The sequence below is a fragment of the Streptomyces sp. NPDC008313 genome, from assembly GCF_042956125.1.
Lineage (GTDB): Bacteria > Actinomycetota > Actinomycetes > Streptomycetales > Streptomycetaceae > Streptomyces.
In genome coordinates this window covers 14,259-32,495 of the sequence record NZ_JBIBFR010000025.1, presented here as the reverse complement: position 1 = coordinate 32,495, position 18,237 = coordinate 14,259, and the positions used below count along the sequence as shown (strand labels likewise).

The 18,237-nt window shown below is 72.3% G+C and carries 14 protein-coding genes, 5 tRNA genes and 1 riboswitch; of the genes, 10 read left to right on the top strand and 9 right to left on the bottom strand.

What is annotated here, in order from left to right; all coding sequences use genetic code 11:
* Nucleotides 1-19: 19 nt before the first annotated feature.
* The 5 genes from ACFY93_RS28010 to ACFY93_RS27990 all read right to left on the bottom strand — a co-directional run bounded on the left by ACFY93_RS28010 (nucleotide 20) and on the right by ACFY93_RS27990 (nucleotide 2,645).
* Entirely contained in the window at nucleotides 20-328 is a 309-nt protein-coding gene (locus ACFY93_RS28010; RefSeq protein ID WP_391364072.1) for a WGxxGxxG family protein, read from the bottom strand.
* Nucleotides 329-707: 379 nt separating this feature from the next.
* A tRNA-Phe gene (locus ACFY93_RS28005) sits at nucleotides 708-784 on the bottom strand.
* 29 nt (nucleotides 785-813) lie between these two features.
* Nucleotides 814-888: transfer RNA gene (locus ACFY93_RS28000), tRNA-Asp, on the bottom strand.
* A 50-nt stretch (nucleotides 889-938) separates the two neighbouring features.
* Nucleotides 939-1,011: transfer RNA gene (locus ACFY93_RS27995), tRNA-Glu, on the bottom strand.
* A gap of 80 nt (nucleotides 1,012-1,091) precedes the next feature.
* Nucleotides 1,092-2,645, bottom strand: coding sequence for a metallophosphoesterase (locus ACFY93_RS27990; RefSeq protein ID WP_391364070.1), 1,554 nt, complete (start codon nucleotides 2,643-2,645; stop codon nucleotides 1,092-1,094).
* Nucleotides 2,646-2,774: 129 nt separating this feature from the next.
* On the opposite strand from ACFY93_RS27990, the gene ACFY93_RS27985 reads away from it, so the two are divergent.
* From ACFY93_RS27985 to ACFY93_RS27940, 10 genes are all read left to right on the top strand, one after another.
* Nucleotides 2,775-3,125 (top strand): metallopeptidase family protein, encoded by a 351-nt coding sequence (locus ACFY93_RS27985; protein WP_391364068.1) that lies wholly within the window; start codon nucleotides 2,775-2,777, stop codon nucleotides 3,123-3,125.
* A 120-nt stretch (nucleotides 3,126-3,245) separates the two neighbouring features.
* Nucleotides 3,246-3,776 carry a hypothetical protein gene (locus tag ACFY93_RS27980; RefSeq protein ID WP_391364067.1) on the top strand — a complete coding sequence of 177 codons (531 nt, stop codon included), beginning with the start codon at nucleotides 3,246-3,248 and terminating at the stop codon, nucleotides 3,774-3,776.
* Nucleotides 3,777-4,245: 469 nt separating this feature from the next.
* Nucleotides 4,246-6,453: a DEAD/DEAH box helicase gene (locus ACFY93_RS27975; protein WP_391364064.1), complete on the top strand. Its 2,208-nt coding sequence runs from the start codon at nucleotides 4,246-4,248 to the stop codon at nucleotides 6,451-6,453.
* Nucleotides 6,454-6,596: 143 nt separating this feature from the next.
* On the top strand, nucleotides 6,597-8,153 hold the full coding sequence (locus tag ACFY93_RS27970; protein WP_391364063.1) for an amino acid permease: 1,557 nt from the start codon (nucleotides 6,597-6,599) through the stop codon (nucleotides 8,151-8,153).
* Nucleotides 8,154-8,252: 99 nt separating this feature from the next.
* Nucleotides 8,253-8,325: transfer RNA gene (locus ACFY93_RS27965), tRNA-Lys, on the top strand.
* A 231-nt stretch (nucleotides 8,326-8,556) separates the two neighbouring features.
* A complete protein-coding gene (locus tag ACFY93_RS27960; protein ID WP_391364061.1) occupies nucleotides 8,557-8,913 on the top strand; it encodes a PRC-barrel domain-containing protein in 357 nt (118 codons plus the stop codon).
* A gap of 54 nt (nucleotides 8,914-8,967) precedes the next feature.
* Nucleotides 8,968-9,138 carry a hypothetical protein gene (locus ACFY93_RS27955; RefSeq protein WP_391364060.1) on the top strand — a complete coding sequence of 57 codons (171 nt, stop codon included), beginning with the start codon at nucleotides 8,968-8,970 and terminating at the stop codon, nucleotides 9,136-9,138.
* Nucleotides 9,139-9,249: 111 nt separating this feature from the next.
* Entirely contained in the window at nucleotides 9,250-10,374 is a 1,125-nt protein-coding gene (locus ACFY93_RS27950) for a dihydrofolate reductase family protein (protein WP_391364058.1), read from the top strand.
* A gap of 68 nt (nucleotides 10,375-10,442) precedes the next feature.
* Nucleotides 10,443-10,516: transfer RNA gene (locus ACFY93_RS27945), tRNA-Met, on the top strand.
* 425 nt (nucleotides 10,517-10,941) lie between these two features.
* Nucleotides 10,942-11,098: riboswitch (cyclic di-AMP (ydaO/yuaA leader) on the top strand.
* Between the two features lie 11 nt (nucleotides 11,099-11,109).
* A complete protein-coding gene (locus ACFY93_RS27940; RefSeq protein ID WP_391364056.1) occupies nucleotides 11,110-12,141 on the top strand; it encodes a peptidoglycan DD-metalloendopeptidase family protein in 1,032 nt (343 codons plus the stop codon).
* Nucleotides 12,142-12,198: 57 nt separating this feature from the next.
* Here the strand turns inward: ACFY93_RS27940 and ACFY93_RS27935 are convergent, their stop codons facing one another.
* From ACFY93_RS27935 to ACFY93_RS27920, 4 genes are all read right to left on the bottom strand, one after another.
* Complete coding sequence (locus tag ACFY93_RS27935; protein ID WP_391364054.1) at nucleotides 12,199-13,665, bottom strand: PrsW family glutamic-type intramembrane protease; 1,467 nt, start codon at nucleotides 13,663-13,665, stop codon at nucleotides 12,199-12,201.
* Between the two features lie 137 nt (nucleotides 13,666-13,802).
* Nucleotides 13,803-14,657 (bottom strand): tRNA (guanosine(46)-N7)-methyltransferase TrmB, encoded by an 855-nt coding sequence (gene trmB / locus ACFY93_RS27930; RefSeq protein ID WP_391364052.1) that lies wholly within the window; start codon nucleotides 14,655-14,657, stop codon nucleotides 13,803-13,805.
* A gap of 176 nt (nucleotides 14,658-14,833) precedes the next feature.
* Nucleotides 14,834-16,054: an L-2-hydroxyglutarate oxidase gene (gene lhgO, locus ACFY93_RS27925; protein WP_391364050.1), complete on the bottom strand. Its 1,221-nt coding sequence runs from the start codon at nucleotides 16,052-16,054 to the stop codon at nucleotides 14,834-14,836.
* A 160-nt stretch (nucleotides 16,055-16,214) separates the two neighbouring features.
* On the bottom strand, nucleotides 16,215-17,639 hold the full coding sequence (locus ACFY93_RS27920) for an MFS transporter (RefSeq protein WP_391364048.1): 1,425 nt from the start codon (nucleotides 17,637-17,639) through the stop codon (nucleotides 16,215-16,217).
* Nucleotides 17,640-18,237 lie beyond the last annotated feature (598 nt).

Sequence of the window (18,237 nt, the reverse complement as noted above, 5' to 3'; positions counted from 1 at the left end):
GTGTGTCCCGGTGGGCGGGTCAGAGCCGGTCGCCCTGGTGGGCGCCGCCTCCGGTGCCGGTGGTGCCGCGCGGGGTGGACTGGGTGTGCGACTTCTGACGCCGGGGGATGAGCCCGAGCAGACCGAGGAGGCCGAGGAGGCCCCACAACCCCCAGCCGCCATTGCTGTCGTCTTCCTTGACGTCGATGTCGGCCTTCGCCTGGGTCTGGGCCGGCGCGGCGGCGACGACGGTGCTGACGACCTCCGGTGTCTGTGCGGCTGCGGTGGCCGCGGCAGGCCCCGAGAGAAGCGCGGCGGCCATGACGAGGCCGACGGTTACGCGTCGCATGTGTTTCTCCCTACGGATCAGCAGCCCGGACCTCGGCGGGTCCTCCTTTGGGCCCTGCCTCCGGCATGGGCGGGGCGGACCACAGGCTCTGCGTCCATGACGGGCGCCCGTGGGCCGCCGCGCAACTCGGGGAGCCGCCGTCCGCCTCGGCGGGGGCCGTACGGGGCCCTGACTCCCAGGTGATCGCGGGCATGAGGCAGGCGCCGGGGCGATGGCGCCGTACGGGTGACGCGTGGGAAGGGGAGCGCGGCCGGAAGGAGAACGCGGCGGGAAGGAGGAGGTGGCGCGTCGCGGGGCTCGGACGAGTGCGACGGCCCACCGGCTGTACGAAAACACCCCCGTCGATGAACGACGGGGGTGCGAGCCCTGGTGAGGGCGGTGGTGGCTGGGGCCGGGGTCGAACCGGCGACCTATCGCTTTTCAGGCGATCGCTCGTACCAACTGAGCTACCCAGCCACGAGGTTTCACGTGAAACGAAACCTCAGCGGTCCTGACGGGATTTGAACCCGCGGCCTCCACCTTGACAGGGTGGCGAGCACTCCAAACTGCTCCACAGGACCTTGCTGTTGTGCGCGAACCAACGAACGTAAGTGTCGCACACGGTACTGCGTGCCCCCAACGGGATTCGAACCCGTGCTACCGCCTTGAAAGGGCGGCGTCCTAGGCCGCTAGACGATGAGGGCTATCGGCCCGCCTGGGCGCTTCTCAGCGCGTCGGGGACGTGAGAAGCATATGGGATGTCGGGAGGTATCGCCAAAACGCTTTAAGGGGCGCTCCTGGAGGGGATCGGCGACGGGGACGCGCCCGGCTGGTTCTCCTTCGGGAGATGGCGGCTGACCTCGGCCGTCGTCAGTCCCAGCCCGCCCAGCTCGATCTCGTCCCAGGCCTGCAGACGCCGGGTGTCCCGGTCCAGATAGAGGACCGACGCCTGGATCGGATCCGGGTACTTGCCCTCGACGGCGCGCAGGCCGCTGCCCCCCGTCGACCCCTCGATGCGCAGTCTCGTGCCGAACTTCATCACCTCCATCTCCTCGTGATGGACATGGCCCGCCAGGACGAGGGGCACCGAGCCGTCCGCCTCGCGCGCCGCCGTCGGGTTGTGCGCGATGGCGATGTCGACCGGGGTCCCGGCCGCCCGCTGGTCCCTCAGCGCGGAGGCGAGGCGCGCGCCGGCCAGCTCCTCGGCCCGGTCGCCTCCTCGCTCGATGGAGCGGTCCGGCGTGTACTGCGGGTCGCCGATGCCCGCGAAACGCAGACCGCCCACCGAGACGGCACCGCCCTCGTCCAGGACGTGCACGTTCTTCATGTCCCGCAGATAGCGCTGGGTCGTCCGCGAGTCGTGGTTGCCGCGGACCCAGACGTAGGGCGCGCCGAGGTCGGCGATCGGGTCCAGGAAGGCGTTCTCGGCGGCGCTGCCGTGGTCCATCGTGTCGCCGGAGTCGACGATCACGTTGATGTCGTACTGCTTCACGAGGGACGCGATGATCGCCCAGCTCGCCGGGTTGAGATGGATGTCGGACACGTGCAGGACCCGGATCGTGGTCGGGTCGGGCCGGTACGCGGGGAGCGTGGAGGTGACGTCGTAGAGCTTCGTCACGTTCGTCACCAGGCGTGCCAACTCCTTCTGGTAGACGTCGAACTCGCTGACGATGCTGCGGGCGTCGCCGACCACGGAGGGTGCCGAGGAGAGCAGCCCGGAGAACTTCGGTTCCAGGACCGACTTCGGGTTCCAGGTCGCGAAGGCGGTCGCCCCGGACGCCGCGAGGAGCGTCAGGGCCAGTCCGCCGGCCGCGAGCGCGCGGCGCGGGCGACGGTAGACCCCGAGACCCAGGGCGGTCGCCCCGGCGACGACGGCGATGCAGGAGCGCAGGGCCAGGTCGAGCGTGCCGTGCTCGACGTCGTGCGCGACCTCGTCCTGGAGCCCGGAGAGGCGCTCCGGATGGTCGACCAGGGCCTGCGAGCGGACCGGGTCGAGCCGGTCCACGTCGACGTCGAGCCGCAGTGGGGCGACGTGGCTGTTCAGCTCCAGGGCGCCCAGCGGGGCGACGTTGATCTTGGTGCCGCCGGTGAGGGAGGGGCGCAGGGTCATGGTGGTGTCCATGGGGCCGACCGGCACGCGCACGTTGCCGACGACGAGCAGGCCCAGCCAGGCGCCGAGGAGGACGACGGCCATCAGGCCGAGGGCCCGCGCGTACGGGTTGCGCCGCTCGGCGAGTTCGAGCACCGGAAGCGTGGGGCGGGCGCGGCGGCGGCGGAGGGCGTGGGGGACCGGTCGTACGCGGTGCAGGGCGGCGGCGAGGACACGGGCGCGGGCCATTGGTCCCGTATGCCCAAGTCCGCTCGTCCCTATGCGGTGCCGGTGCGCGGGGGACGTGGGACGGACACGGCACGGACGCGGCGCGGTTCCGGGCTCTCCTGCGGCGGCGCCGTGCCCGACAATGGCGGTGTGCTGGAGATGACGCGCGAGGAGTTCGAGGAACTGGTCGCCGAGGCCCTGGACCGGATCCCGCCCGAGCTGACGCGGCTGATGGACAACGTGGCGGTGTTCGTCGAGGACGAGCCGCCCACGGACGATCCCGAGTTGCTCGGGCTGTACGAGGGGACCCCGCTGACGGAACGGGGCGAGTGGTACGCGGGCGTGCTGCCGGACCGGATCACGATCTACCGGGGGCCCACGCTGCGGATGTGCGGGACGAGGGAGGACGTCGTCGCGGAGACCGAGGTGACCGTCGTGCACGAGATCGCCCATCACTTCGGCATCGACGACGCCCGGCTGCACGCGCTCGGCTACGGGTGACGTCTCCCCGGCCGGGCGCCGGCCGGGACGGGGCGCGGCTGTCGCGGGCGGGCGTGTCCTCCCGCGGGCGAGGGGAGTTGGGCAGTTGGACTCCCGTATCCGCCTCGGAGGTGGCTGCTTGTGCGCGCCCTGTTCCTACCCGCCCGACTGGCCGTGACGGCCGTGGCCGTGGCGGCCGCCGCCGGCTGTATGAGCGTCGGTGACGACGCGGGCCGGCCCGGCCCCTCCCACTCGGCGGGAAGGCACGCCGGGGAAGCGCCCGACGGCGGGCCCGCCGCGGGCCGCGACGGCGCGGGCTATCCGGGAGGGCGCGCGGTGAACGGCGGCCCGGCGAGACCCGGGGACAGGCGTTCGGGCTCCGCGGAGCCGTCCGAGTCCGCCTCCGGATCCGGGGACCCGACCGGCGAGGGGGCGACGAAGGGCGGCCGGGGCGGCTCGGACGGCAAGGGCGGCGGAGGCGACCCGCAGCAGTCCGGGCCCACCGAGGACGAGCCGACGCCCACGCGGACACCGGCGGAGCCGACCCCGCCGAAGGACCCCGGGACCCCTCCGGCCGACCCGGGCTCGGCCGAGCCGTCCGCGTCGGCGCACGAGCAGACGACGCAGCTGGTGAACCGGGAGCCGGCCCCGCGCGCGGGCCTGGCGGCGTAGCCCGCGAGCCGTCCCCGGCCGGGCGGGACACGGCACGGCGTGGGACACGGCGCGAGCGGGACACGGCACGGCGTGGGACACGGCACGGGCGTAGGGCATGGCACGGTGCGGCACGGCCGGGCGAGGTGCGTCACACGGCCGCGGGGAACAAGAGTCGGATCCGGACGGGGCCGCCGGACGCGGGAGCCGTGGAAGGGCAGGTCAGAGGGTGTTCGCCGCCCACAGCCTGGCAATCGTCGGGAAGGTCACCCGGAAGCGGGCCGGCCTGCGGGTGAGAGAACCGGTTTGCCTTCAGGGGTGAGGGGTGCGTATGGTGGTAGATCGTTTGATCCCATTTGCCCGGCGCCGTAAAGAGAGCGCCGCGTGGCGCGTACTCTCCCTTGCCGTGGCCGGACCGCATTGAGGCGGTCGATTGCGAATTCACGGAGTTTGGGCGCGTGCCGAGAACTCCGGAAGGTTCGCATTTCGCATGTCTGTTTCCAGTACTGATCGTGTCGTCGTGCCCGAGAACAACGAGCTCGACACCGACTCCACCGCGGCCGTCGAGATCGTCGAAGCCGTCGAGACCGTCGAAGCCGTCGAGACCGTCGAAGCCGTCGAGACCGTCGAAGCCGTCGAGATCGTGGAGTCCGCTCCCGAGCCCGAGGCCACCTTCGCGGACCTCGGTCTGCCCGAGGGCGTCGTCCGCAAGCTCGCGCAGAACGGCGTGACCACCCCCTTCCCGATCCAGGCCGCGACCATCCCGGACGCCCTGGCCGGCAAGGACATCCTCGGCCGCGGCCGCACCGGCTCCGGCAAGACCCTCTCGTTCGGTCTGCCGCTGCTTGCCCAGCTGGCCGGCGGCCACACCGACAAGAAGAAGCCCCGCGGCGTCATCCTCACGCCGACCCGTGAGCTGGCCATGCAGGTCGCGGACGCCCTCCAGCCGTACGGCGACGTCCTCGGCCTGAAGATGAAGGTCGTCTGCGGCGGCACGTCGATGGGCAACCAGATCTACGCCCTGGAGCGCGGCGTCGACATCCTCGTCGCCACCCCGGGCCGTCTGCGCGACATCATCAACCGCGGCGCCTGCTCGCTGGAGAACACCCGGATCGCCGTCCTCGACGAGGCCGACCAGATGTCGGACCTGGGCTTCCTGCCCGAGGTCACCGAGCTGCTCGACCAGGTCCCGGCCGGCGGCCAGCGGATGCTGTTCTCGGCCACCATGGAGAACGAGATCTCCACGCTGGTCAAGCGTTACCTGACCAACCCGGTCACGCACGAGGTCGACAGCGCCCAGGGCAACGTCACGACCATGTCGCACCACATCCTCATCGTGAAGCCCAAGGACAAGGCGCCGGTCACCGCCGCGATCGCCTCCCGCAAGGGCCGCACGATCATCTTCGTCCGCACCCAGCTGGGCGCCGACCGCATCGCCGAGCAGCTGCGCGACGCCGGTGTGAAGGCCGACGCGCTGCACGGCGGCATGACGCAGGGTGCGCGCACCCGGACGCTGGCCGACTTCAAGGACGGCTACGTCAACGCGCTCGTCGCCACCGACGTCGCGGCCCGCGGTATCCACGTCGACGGCATCGACCTGGTCCTGAACGTGGACCCGGCCGGAGACCACAAGGACTACCTGCACCGCTCCGGCCGTACCGCTCGCGCCGGCCGCTCCGGCACCGTCGTGTCGCTGTCCCTGCCGCACCAGCGCCGGCAGATCTTCCGGCTGATGGAGGACGCGGGCGTCGACGCCGCGCGTCACATCATCAACTCCGGTACGGCCTTCGAGCCCGAGGTCGCCGAGATCACCGGCGCCCGCTCGATGACCGAGGTCCAGGCCCAGTCGGCGGGCGACGCCGCCCAGCAGGCCGAGCGCGAGGTCTCGCAGCTCACCAAGGAGCTGGAGCGCGCGCAGCGCCGTGCCGCGGAGCTGCGCGGGGAGGCCGACCGCCTCGTCGCCCGTGCCGCGCGTGAGCGGGGCGACGACCCGGAGGCGGCCGTCGTCGCCGCGGCCGAGGCCGCTGCCGCGCCGGCGGCCGCCGAGGTTCCCGCCGAGGCCGCCCCGGCGGGAGAGCAGCCCGCCGAGCGCACCTCGTACGAGCCGCGTCAGCGCCGCGACGAGCGGGGCAACTACGAGCGCCGCGACCGCCGTGACAACGACCGTGGCGGTTTCGACCGTGACCGTCGTGAGGGTGGCGACCGTGGCGGCTTCCGCCGTGACGACCGCCGTGACGGCGGGGACCGCGGTGGCTTCAACCGTGACCGTCGTGAGGGTGGCGACCGTGGCGGCTTCCGCCGTGACGACCGCCGTGACGGCGCGGACCGCGGTGGCTTCAACCGTGACCGTCGTGAGGGTGGCGACCGTGGCGGCTTCCGCCGTGACGACCGCCGTGACGGCGGGGACCGTGGCGGCTTCAACCGTGACCGCCGTGACGACCGCGGCGAGCGCGGTGACCGGGGTGGCTTCAGCCGCGACCGCCGCGACGAGCGGGGCGGCCACCGGGGCAGCGACCGTCCGTTCAACCGCGACCGTCAGGGCGACCGTCCCTCCGGCGGCTTCCGCTCGGGCAGCCACGACCGCCCGTACGGCCGTCGTGACGACCACCGCGGCGCCGGCACCGGCACCGGCACCGGCACGGGTACCGGATCGTTCGGCCGCCGTGACGACAAGCCGCGCTGGAAGCGCAACGGCTGATCCGCACTGAAGTGAGCACTGTGGCCCCCACCCGACCGGGTGGGGGCCACAGTGCTGTCGCACGCGCGCGCGAAGGATGACGTCCCGCTCCGGTCCGCCGGAACGGCGCATGGCACGTCCCCGCCGAGGGAATCGCTGGGAGCATGACAACTCCCTCTCCTTCTGGTGCGCGGGACCCGTCCGGCTCTCCCCTCTCCGACGAGGAGCGCCTCGCCCAGCTCGGCTACACCCAGGTGCTCGCACGCCGTATGTCGGCGTTCTCGAACTACGCGGTGTCGTTCACGATCATCTCGGTGCTGTCCGGCTGTCTGACGCTGTATCTGTTCGGGATGAACACCGGCGGCCCCTCCGTGATCACCTGGGGCTGGGTCGTCGTCGGTCTCATGACCCTGTTCGTCGGGCTGGCCATGGCCGAGATCTGCTCGGCGTACCCGACGTCCGCGGGGCTGTACTTCTGGGCCCACCGGCTGGCCCCGCCCCGCACGGCCGCCGCCTGGGCCTGGTTCACCGGGTGGTTCAACGTGCTCGGGCAGGTCGCGGTGACCGCCGGCATCGACTTCGGCGCCGCCTCGTTCCTGGGCGCGTACCTGAACCTGCAGTTCGGCTTCGACGTGACACCCGGCCGGACGATCCTGCTGTTCGCGGGCATCCTCGTCCTGCACGGACTGCTGAACACCTTCGGGGTCCGGATCGTCGCCCTCCTCAACGGCGTCAGCGTCTGGTGGCACGTCGTCGGGGTCGCCCTCATCGTCGGCGCGCTCGCCCTCGTACCCGACCACCATCAGTCGGCGTCCTTCGTCTTCACGGAGTTCGTCAACAACACGGGCTGGGGCAGCGGGCTGTACGTGGCGCTGCTCGGCCTGCTGATGGCGCAGTACACCTTCACCGGGTACGATGCCTCCGCCCACATGACCGAGGAGACGCACGACGCCTCGACGGCGGGGCCCCGGGGCATCGTCCGTTCCATCTGGACGTCGTGGATCGCCGGCTTCGTGCTGCTCCTCGGCTTCACCTTCGCCATCCAGTCGTACGACGGCGCGCTGGGCTCGGCGACGGGCGCGCCGCCCGCGCAGATCCTGCTCGACGCGCTGGGCGCCACCTCCGGCAAACTGCTGCTGCTGGTCGTGATCGGCGCGCAACTCTTCTGCGGGATGGCGTCGGTGACCGCCAACAGCCGGATGATCTACGCCTTCTCACGCGACGGGGCGCTGCCCTACTCGCACGTCTGGCACACCGTGAACCCCCGGACGCGGACTCCGGTCGCGGCCGTCTGGCTGGCCGCGCTCGGCGCCCTGGCGCTCGGTCTGCCGTATCTGATCAACGTGACGGCGTACGCGGCCGTCACCTCCATCGCCGTCATCGGCCTCTACATCGCCTACGTGATCCCGACCCTGCTGAGGCTGCGCAAGGGGGAGGCGTTCGAGCGGGGCCCCTGGCACCTGGGCCGCTGGTCGCGGGTGATCGGCGTCGTCGCGGTCACCTGGGTCGGCGTCATCACCGTGCTGTTCATGCTGCCGCAGGTCTCGCCGGTCACCTGGGAGACCTTCAACTACGCCCCGGTCGCCGTCCTCGTGGTCCTCGGCTTCTCCGCCGCCTGGTGGCTGGCCTCGGCCCGCCACTGGTTCCTCAACCCCGACCACGAACGCACCCTCGCCCGCGAGGCGGCCCGCGCCGGCGCCCCGGAACCGGTCGATCCCTGACCATCCCGTCCATTCGGCGTGGCCGGGCCGCCCATACCCGATCGGCTCCCCGGCCACGTCCCGCTATGCTCGGGGAAGCACCGGCGCCAGACGCCGCGTGGACCCTTAGCTCAATTGGCAGAGCAGTGGACTTTTAATCCATTGGTTGTGGGTTCGAGTCCCACAGGGTCTACGGGAAGCAGGCGAGGGGTACCCCCTCCGGTCTGCGAAGAAGTGCCCGGACCGACGTCTGTCGGCCCGGGCACTTCGTCGTTCCCGGGTGCTGCCTCGGCCATGCCGGGAGCGGTCGGCGCGGTGGCGTGCCGGGAAGCGGTTCGTGCGGTGGCCGTTTCACCCGCGTCGGCGCGGGAACACGGGATGTCCGGGGGCGGGATCTGTCCGGCTGGTCAAGAGGGAGCAGCACATGATCCAGGCAGCCGACATCCGAGAGTGGCGGGACTGCGACGTCGTCGACCCCAAGGGGAACAAGATCGGCGCGCTCGAGGCGGTCTACGTGGCCACCGACACCGACCAGCCCGCCATGGTCACCGTGAGGACGGGGCTTCCCACGCGTCAACGCCTCGTGTTCGCCCCTGTGGACGACGCGATCCTGGGACCTGACTACGTCAAGATCCCGTACGAGAAGGGCGTGGTGAAGAAGGCTCCGTGGATCGGCACGGACGACGTGCTGCCCGCGGAGCAGGAGGAAGCCGTCTTCCACCACTACGGCATGAGCTATCAGCCGGGACCCAACGGCGGACGGCAGCTCGCGCGCCGCTGAGCGGACCTCCGGACCGAAGGGCACGAAGGCAACGAATGGAGGTGCTCCGCGGAGATGGTGATCTTTCTGCTGCTCGTGCTGGCGGCCATCATCCTGGGCATCATCGGTGCCACGGTCAAAGGACTCCTCTATCTGCTGTTCATCGGCATCGTGGTGCTCCTGGTCGCCCTGCTCGTCAGTGGTCTGCGCGTCTCCCGGCGAGCCAAGCGCCGACCGGTGCGCTGATCGCCGGGCCCGGCCCGGCGAAGCTGGACGGGGCATCGGGCCACCGGCTTAGGTGGGTTCACCCGCCGGACCGCTGTCCGGGCTGAATCACCGAGCTGGAGGGTGCGCCCCATGCCCCGCCCGTACGTCCTGCTGTCCGCCGCCGTCTCCCTGGACGGCTTCCTGGACGACACCGGCCCCGAGCGGCTGCTGCTGTCGGGGCCGGCCGACTTCGACCGGGTCGACGAGGTGCGGGCGTCCAGTGACGCGATCCTGATCGGCGCCGGCACCCTGCGCACGGACAACCCCCGGCTTCTGGTCAACTCCCCCGAGCGGCGCGCCGCCAGAGTCGCCGACGGCCGCCCCGAGTACCCGCTGAAGGTCGCGGTCACCGCGTCCGGCGACCTCGACCCGGCCGCCCCCTTCTGGCACACCGGCGGCGACAAGGCCGTCTACACCACCGACAAGGGCGCCGAGCGGCTGCGCGGGCTCGCGGCGGACGTCGTCGCGCTCGGCCCCGAGCTCGACTGGCGGGCCGTACTCGACCACCTCGGGGACGTACGCGGCGTCCGGCGCCTCATGGTCGAGGGCGGCGGCCGGGTCCACACCCAGCTGATGCGGCAGGCCCTCGCCGACGAGCTCCACCTCGCGCTCGCTCCGATCTTCGTCGGCCAGCCGGGCGCGCCCCGGCTGTTCGGGCCCGGCGCCTATCCGCCCGGCCGGATGCGGCTGCTGGAGACCCGGCCCGTCGGCGACATCGTCCTCATGCGGTACGTCCCCACCGCACCCGGGACCGCGGGCGCCGACGCCGCCGCCGACCGGCGCTGGCTGGCGCTCGCCTGTGAACTCGCCGCGCTGTGCCCGCCCTCCGAGACCGCGTTCAGCGTGGGCGCGGTGGTCGTCGCCGCGGACGGCACCGAGCTGGCCCGCGGTCACTCCCGGGAGGGCGGCGATCCGGTGGCGCACGCCGAGGAGGCCGCGCTGGCCAAGATCACCCCCGGTGACCCGCGGCTGGCGGACGCCACCGTCTACAGCAGCCTGGAGCCCTGCGCCCGCCGCGCCTCCCGGCCCGCGCCCTGCGCCCGGCTGATCCTCGACGCGGGGGTGCGCCGGGTCGTGACCGCCTGGCGTGAGCCCGACACCTTCGTCAAGGACGCCGACGGCAGCGGGATTCTCGCCGCGGAGGGCGCCGTCGTCGTCGTACTCCCGGAGTACGAGGCGCAGGCCATGGCCCCGAACCGGCACCTCCTGGAGTAGCACCCCCGACGGCCTGCGCAAACGCGTGTGCGCGGGACCTCCCGGATGGCGTACACTGGTCTTACCGACGCGGGGTGGAGCAGCTCGGTAGCTCGCTGGGCTCATAACCCAGAGGTCGCAGGTTCAAATCCTGTCCCCGCTACTGAAGGCCTGAGGCCGGAACTCATCGAGTTCCGGCCTCAGGTTTTTTCTGCGATGACCTCGGCCCGTCTCGCCGAGACCGTTCTGCCGGCTCCGGCACATCCACTCCTCCGGTTCGCCCGCTCCGGTTCGCCCGCTCCGGTTCGCCGGCTTCCGTGTCTTGACGTGGTGGGCTCCGTCGCCCGCGGTCGGCCGACGGTCACGGCGCGTGATCGCCCGGCGCCTCGCCGCATATCGGCTTGACGTACCGTCAGGTGATACTCTCCATGAGGGTGCGGTCAACTCGCCCGAATTTGACCGTGCTTGACCTGAAAGTCCTGGCCAAGAACGGGAATGATTACCCGGAACGGCTTGGAATACTGCACCCGCGTCTATTAACGTTCGATAACGCAGCGCGGTCGTCCCAGCCGTCACGAGAGGCGGCTCCGTGCGCACGCGCCGAATCCCGCGAGGGAACCGGGGAACCACCAACTTGGGGTGAATCGAGCGTCTTTCACTGTGTCCGCACGGTGATTTACGCGCGTAGGAGACCTTCCTGCTCCGAACCCGTCAGCTAACCCGGTAGGCGAGAAGGAAGGAAAGGAGCGCGCCCACGTGGCGTCCAACCCGCCTGCCCCGCAGACCTCGTTCGCGCCGAGCGACAAGCAGCGCGACACCTTCGGCTACGGCCGGGGCCCCGACGAGGGACCGTGGGAGGAGTGGAATCCCACCGAGGAGTCCATCCGTCCCGTCCGCGGCCGGCACCGCGTCAGCAAGCAGCGCGGAGGCGGGCTCGCCCGCAGCTCCACCGTCCTCGGTGTCGGCGTCATCGCCGCAGTCGGCGCGGGCGGCATGGCCACCGCGCAGACCGGCAAGCCGCCGGTGTCGATATCCATGCCGGACCTGCCGTCCGTCGGCTCGTTGCTGCCCGGTGGCTCCGACGAGGCGCCGGAGGACTCCGCGACGCCGCTCACCGGCGCCGGTCTGACCACCGCCGACGCCGCAGAGGGCACCACGGACGCCGGTGAGGCCCTGCGCGCCCGCATCATGCAGCAGGCCGAGACCCAGCAGGACCAGGTCGACAGCGCGGCCCAGCAGGCAGCCGAGACCGCTGCCGCGAAGTCGGCCGCCGAGCAGGCCGCCAAGGAGAAGGACGAGGCCGAGAAGAAGGCCGACGCCGAGAAGAAGAAGGCGGAGGCGGAGGCCAAGGAGAAGGCCGAGGCCAAGCGCCTCGCCGAACTCGCCAAGAACTACGCGCTGCCCACCTCCTCGTACACGCTGACCTCGCACTTCGGGGATTCCGGCTCCATGTGGTCCTCCGGTCACCACACCGGCCTGGACTTCGCCGCCCCCACGGGCACGCCGATCAAGGCGATCCACAGCGGCACGGTCACCGAGGCCGGCTGGTCCGGCGCGTACGGCTACCGCACGGTCCTCACCCTCGACGACGGCACCGAGCTGTGGTTCTGCCACCAGTCGTCGATCAGCGTCAGCGCCGGGCAGAAGGTCGCCACGGGCGACGTCATCGGCCGCGTCGGCGCCACCGGCAACGTCACCGGACCCCACCTCCACCTGGAGGTCCACCCGGGCGGCGGCGCCGCGATCGACCCGCTGGCCTGGCTGAACAGCAAGGGCCTCAACCCCTGACCCACCGCCGGCCCGGGCCTCTCGCCCCGGCCAGCACCTCACACAGCCCGTGTCGCCTCAGGTGCGATACGGGTTGTGCGCGTGCTGGGGGCCGTACGGCCCGTGGGGCGGCTGGGACGCGGGGCGCGTCCCGTAGGCGCCGAGGGGGACGTGACCGGTGTGCGCGGCGTGCCCCGGGTACGGGTTGTACGCGGGGTACGGGTTGTACGACGCCGGATACGGGTTGTACGCCGGGTACGCCGTCGCCGGGCCGTGTCCGGGTACCGGGGCCGGGACGACGGGCCAGGGCGGGCGCACCGGGGCCGCCGGGGCCGCGGCGAGCGCCGCGTAGGCGAGGGACGGGCGGGCGACGTCGCGGCGGCGCCACAGCTCGTGCAGCAGCTCCCGTTCCCGTTCGACGAAGTCGGCGCCGGCGCGTCCCGTACGCCCCCGGTGCCGCAGGAACGCCAGCGACGTCGCGTACGCCTCGTACTGGGCGACGGCGCGGGCCGCGGGCTTGCCGAAGTGGTGCGCGGCGTACTCCCGGGCCAGCCGCCTGGCCCGCATGGAACCGAGCACGTACGGCTCGGGCGGGCCGAGCCAGCCCGCGGCACAGTACGCGGGCAGCTCCGCGCGCACGGTCCGCAGCTCCCGCTGCCGCGTCCACAGGGTGAGCCAGGTCAGCAGCCCGAACGCGGGCACCATAAGCGCCGCGTACACCGCGAAGAACCCGTACTCCCCGAAGGACGACGAGCCGTTCCACAGGGCGTGCATGCCCATCGCGAGGAGCAGCCCGGACAGCGGCAGCAGGACGCGGCGCCAGTGCCGGTGCTCCGCCGACAGGGCCGCGACGCCGAAGCCGATACCGGTGAGCACGGTGAACAGCGGGTGCGCGAAGGGCGACATCACCACGCGGACGAAGAAGGTGGCCGCCGTCAGGGAGGCGAGACCGCGCTCGCCGCTGAGCTGGTCGGTGCCGTAGGCGGTGCCGAGGTAGAGGATGTTCTCGGTGAACGCGAAGCCGGTGGCCGTGACCCCGGCTATGACGACGCCGTCCACGATCCCGGTGAAGTCCCGTCTGCGGAAGAGGAAGACGAGCAGGACGGCGGCGGCCTTCGCGGACTCCTCGACCACGGGCGCTATGACGGTCGCGCCCAGGGTGTCGGCGCCGCTCGGGTCGGCGGTGGCCGTGGCGATCCAGCGGGTCGCGAAGCTGTTGGCGACGATCGCTATGAGCGCGGCCGCGCAGGCGCCCCAGGCGAAGGAGAAGACGAGGTTGCGCCAGGGGCCCGGTTCGACCCGGTCCAGCCACCGGAACGCCGCGATGAGCAGCGGCACGGGCAGCACGGCGAGGCCGAGGCCCACCAGGAAGCCCCGCGTGCCGGTCTGTTCGCGTACCAGGGCCAGGATGACGAGCCCGGACAGCGCGAGCAGTGTGATCAGCGCCCCGTAGAGCACCGCCTTGCGCTGCCACCAGTGCGCGTGCCGCCGCGCGGCGCCGGCGGGGCCGCCGGGAGGCGTCGGGTACGGGGGACTGGTGGCCACGGCATCGACCCTAACGAGGTGAGGGCTCCGCCCGCGACGGTGCCCACCGCCCGGCCGGAGGGACCGTGGGAGGCCGGGGGGCCTCGCGAGGCCCTTCCACCGGCCCTTCGGTGGGACGGCCGCCGCCTTTCGGCGGGTCAGCCGCCGGCGGAGGGTTCGGTGCTGTGCGGTACGCGGCGGAAGAGCAGATCGTTCACCACGTGCCCCTTCTCCAGTCCCTGGCCCTCGAAGCGGGTCAGCGGCCGGAAGGCGGGACGGGGCGCGAAACCGCCGCCGGGCACGGTGTTCTCGAAGTCCGGGTGCGCCTCCAGTACGTCGAGCATCTGTTCGGCGTACGGCTCCCAGTCGGTGGCGCAGTGCACGACGGCACCCGGCCTGAGGCGGGCCGCAGCGAGTGTGAGGAACTCCGGCTGGATGAGGCGGCGCTTGTGGTGCCGCTTCTTCGGCCAGGGGTCGGGGAAGTAGACGCGCAGCCCGTCGAGGGAGTCGGGGGTCAGCATCTCCCTGAGCAGGATGATCGCGTCGCCGTTGGCCACCCGGACGTTGGACAGGCCGTTCCGGTCGGCGAGATTGAGCAGATTGCCCTGGCCGGGGGTGTGCACATCGACGGCGAGGATCCCGGTCCGTGGGTCGTCGGCGGCCATCCGCGCGGTGGCCTCGCCCATGCCGAAGCCGATCTCGAGGACGACGGGCAGGTCACGGCCGAACAGCTCCGCGAGGTCCAGCGTCCGCCGGCCGTCGATGTCCAGGCCCCACTGCGGCCACAACCGCTGCAGGGCCTCGGCCTGCCCCGTCGTGACCCGGCTGCGGCGCGGCTGGAAGCTGCGGATCCGGCGCTCGAAGTGCGACCCGGCGGGGTCGGCCTTCGGGCCGTCGGGGAACCGGGGCTCGCTCTTGGCCCGGACGCGGCGCGCGGACACGCCGCCGGTGCCCTCGGACCCGTCGTGCGCGAGGGGCCGGGGCTCTTCGGAGGTTGCGGAGGAGTCAGACACAGTGATGCCGATTTTACGGGGACCTGCTCGGTGCCTTCCGCGCCGACGCGTCCCCCGGCGTCACCGGGGCCGCCGCTCAGTGCGTCTCCGGCCTCCCCGGGCCACCGCTCAGCGGGTCTCCGGTGTCAGCGGGGCCTCCGGCCCGGGCGGGTTTTCCGCTCAGCCGGGCTTCCGTGTCACCGTGCCGCCTCGTCGAGCGCGGCGAGGGCGCGGCGTGCCACCTCGCGGCCGATCGGCAGGGACGCCGTGGCCGCGGGCGACGGGGCGTTCAGCACGTGGACCGTCCGCGGGGCCTCGCGGATCAGGAAGTCGTCCACCAGCGTGCCGTCCCGCAGCACCGCCTGCGCCCGCACTCCCGCGGGCGCCGGTATCAGGTCGTCCGGGGTGACCGCGGGCAGCAGCCGCCGCACCGCCCGGGTGAACGCCGCCTTCGACGCGGAACGCCGCAGCTCCCCGGCCCCGTACCGCCAGTGCCTGCGGGCCATCTGCCAGGCGCCGGGCCAGGCGAGGCTGGTGCCGAGCTCCCGGGGGCGCACCGTCCCCCAGTCGTACCCCTCGCGGGCGAGGGCGGGCACCGCGTTCGGTCCGACGTGGACGCCTCCGTCGACGCCCCGGGTGAGATGCACGCCGAGGAACGGGAAGGCGGGATCCGGCACCGGATAGACGAGCCCCCGCACCAGCTCTGGCCGGGCCAGCGTGTAGTACTCGCCGCGGAAGGGCACGATCCGCATCTCGGGGTCGTCCCCCGTGAGGCGGGCGACGGCGTCGCAGTGGAGGCCCGCGCAGTTGACGAGCGCCCGGCCGCGCACGACCGTCCCGTCGGCCGTGCGGACGGCGACGCCGAGAGCGGGGCGCCGGTCGATCCGGACGACCTGAGCGCCGTAGCGGATGTCGGCGCCGGAGGACTCCGCGAGCTGCCGGGACACGGCCACGTAGTCGCAGATGCCGGTGGTGCCGACGTGGAGGGCGGCCAGGCCCCGCACCCGCGGCTCGTACTCGGGGATCTGGGCGGCGCCCAGCTCCCGGACGGCGATCCCGTTCTCCCGGCCGCGCTGGGCGAGGGCGTGCAGCCGGGGGAGCTCGGTCTTCTCCGTGGCCACGATCAGCTTGCCGGTGACGGCGTGCGCGATGTCGTACTCGGCGCAGAACTTGGCCAGCTCGGCGGCGCCCCGTACCGCGTACCGCGCCTTCAGGGAGCCGGGGCGGTAGTAGATCCCGCTGTGGACGACTCCGCTGTTGCGCCCCGTCTGGTGGCGGGCGGGTCCCGGTTCCTTCTCCAGCACCGTGACCCGCGTGCCCGGAGCGGCACGCGTGATCGCGTACGCCGTCGACAGCCCGACGATGCCGCCGCCGATCACCAGCACATCGCAGTCGTGAACGATCCGCACCTGTTGCACCTCCCGACTCGATAGTGCACTGCGCCACTGACAATGCCCTCAAACCAAGGAGTCACGGGGTCCGAACCGAGATGTGAGATCAGGTCTGGGCCCCCGCTCCGTCCCTCAGGCCACCAGCCGCGCTCCGCCGCCCCGCTCCGCCACCCTCACGTCCGCGCGCTCACGCCGGTGCCATCAGCAGCGGCCTGGCCCGCTCGCGCAGCTCCACCACCCGGGGCTCGTCGCCGTAGGGCTCCAGCCGGTGCAGGAGGTCCTTCACGTACTCGGTGGTGCGCGCGGAGGAGATGCGCCCCGCGACCTCCACCGCGCGGACGCCCTGCTCGCAGGCCGCGTCGAGGTTGCCGGACTCCAGCTCGGCGACGGCGGACACGACCAGGCGCAGCCCGTGCGAGCGGACGAACTCCTCGGTCGGCCGGGACAGCGCCTGCTCGGTGAAGCGGCGGACCTGCCGCGGCGCCTTGAGATCGCGGTAGCACTCGGCCGCGTCGGCCGCGAACCGGTCGTACGAGTAGAAGCCCAGCCAGGACGGGTCCTGGTCGCCGTCGCGGGCGCGCTCCAGCCAGCCCTCGGCCGCCCGCAGCGCCGCGCCGGCCGCGTGGGCGTCGTTCGCACGTGCGTGCGCACGCGCCTCGACCAGCCGGAAGAAGCTCATGGTGCGGGCCGTGGCGAGGCCCCTGTTGCGCTCCAGGGCGGCCTGGGCGAGGTCGACGCCCTCGTCCCCGAAACCGCGGTAGGTGGCCTGCAGGGACATCGACGCCAGGACATAACCGCCCAGGGGCACGTCCGCCGCCGCGCGGGCCAGCCGCAGCGCCTGGATGTAGTAGCGCTGGGCGGCTTCCTGCTGGCCGGTGTCGAAGGCCATCCAGCCCGCGAGCCGGGTCAGTTCGGCGCTGGCCCCGAAGAGGGCGCGGCCGACCTCGTCCGAGTACGAGCCGAGCAGCAGCGGAGCCGCCTCGACCCGTAAGCATTCGGGCACCATGGACGAACGCCAGTCGCCGCCTCCGTACTTGGAGTCCCAGCGCCTGGCGTCCTCGGCTGCCTCGCGTAGTTTCAGCACATCGCTGTGGCCGACTTTCTGCGGTGCTCCGGAGCCCTCCGAGGGGTTCGCGTCGCGTGCCACCGAACTGTCGGCCGGGGTTATCAGCCACCGTGACGCGGGCGTCGCGTAGGCGCTCACCGCGAACGATCCGGCGAGCGACTGCCAGATGCCGCCGCTGCCGGCCCGGCGTCCGGCGAGGTCGAGGCGGTACAGATCCGTCGCCGACCGCACCGCCTGCCCGACGTCGCGGGGGAAGGCGAGGCCGACTTCCGGTGCGGGATCCGCGTCCGCCAGACCGATCTCGTGGAGCGGTACGGGGCGGCCGAGTTTCTGCCCGATGGCGGCGGCTATGAGGTGCGGAGCGGCACCCTGGGGCACCATTCCCTTCGACACCCAGCGCGCCACGGACGTCTTGTCGTAGCGAAGTGTCAGACCGCGCTGTGCGCCAAGGTCGTTGACGCGACGTGCGAGGCCTGCGTTGCTGATTCCCGCGAGGGCGAGAACGGCGCCGAGTTTTTCGTTCGGCCCGCGTTGCTCCCTGGACATGCGTCACCCCTCGACACAGACGGCTGCCGCGCCTGGCATAACCACGCGGCATTCGTAAACCCAGCGTAGTTCGCCCGATCCCAAGCGTTAAGGGGCTTAGTTCCGGATGGCGGGATTGTGGTCCGCACGGAAGTACGGACGGTCGCGGTGTGCTCCCGTCGTGTGGCCGTGCGCCCGGCCGTGCGCTCTACTCCGGCCATCCGGGAAGCGCTTGCATGGTCGGTGCGTGGGTCGGCCCGCTGTACTGGATCCAGTGGGCTGGGGGACACCGCCGCCTACATCCCCGCGGGCGGCGGACCGGTCCGGGAGGCGTGCTCCGCCTCCCGGACTGTGCGTGGCGCATGTCGTACGCAAAGCCTGTACGGAGCGTGTGCGCCCCGGGTGGCCCACGGCCAATTTGGCTGAAAATCGACCATGCCTTCGAGTGGTGAATACGGCTCTCACCACGCGAGTTGAGGGCGCGTAAGGCGCTCCAGGGGGGCGTATCGGGGGCGCATTCGCGTCGCGGATTCTCCACGGCCGCCGGCCGGCCGCCTTCTCCGGGGCCCGTCGCCGTGCCCGGCCGCCGAGCCCGCCCTTCCAGCCCGCCCGCGGTCCT

Excerpts from the sequence above, each read along its gene's own strand:
- ACFY93_RS27920 (WP_391364048.1), bottom strand. The coding sequence starts at position 17,639 with ATGTCCAGGGAGCAACGCGGGCCGAACGAAAAACTCGGCGCCGTTCTC.
- ACFY93_RS27955 (WP_391364060.1), top strand. The coding sequence starts at position 8,968 with ATGGTGATCTTTCTGCTGCTCGTGCTGGCGGCCATCATCCTGGGCATC.
- ACFY93_RS28010 (WP_391364072.1), bottom strand. The coding sequence starts at position 328 with ATGCGACGCGTAACCGTCGGCCTCGTCATGGCCGCCGCGCTTCTCTCG.
- ACFY93_RS27970 (WP_391364063.1), top strand. The coding sequence starts at position 6,597 with ATGACAACTCCCTCTCCTTCTGGTGCGCGGGACCCGTCCGGCTCTCCC.
- ACFY93_RS27975 (WP_391364064.1), top strand. The coding sequence starts at position 4,246 with ATGTCTGTTTCCAGTACTGATCGTGTCGTCGTGCCCGAGAACAACGAG.
- ACFY93_RS27990 (WP_391364070.1), bottom strand. The coding sequence starts at position 2,645 with ATGGCCCGCGCCCGTGTCCTCGCCGCCGCCCTGCACCGCGTACGACCG.
- ACFY93_RS27950 (WP_391364058.1), top strand. The coding sequence starts at position 9,250 with ATGCCCCGCCCGTACGTCCTGCTGTCCGCCGCCGTCTCCCTGGACGGC.
- ACFY93_RS27960 (WP_391364061.1), top strand. The coding sequence starts at position 8,557 with ATGATCCAGGCAGCCGACATCCGAGAGTGGCGGGACTGCGACGTCGTC.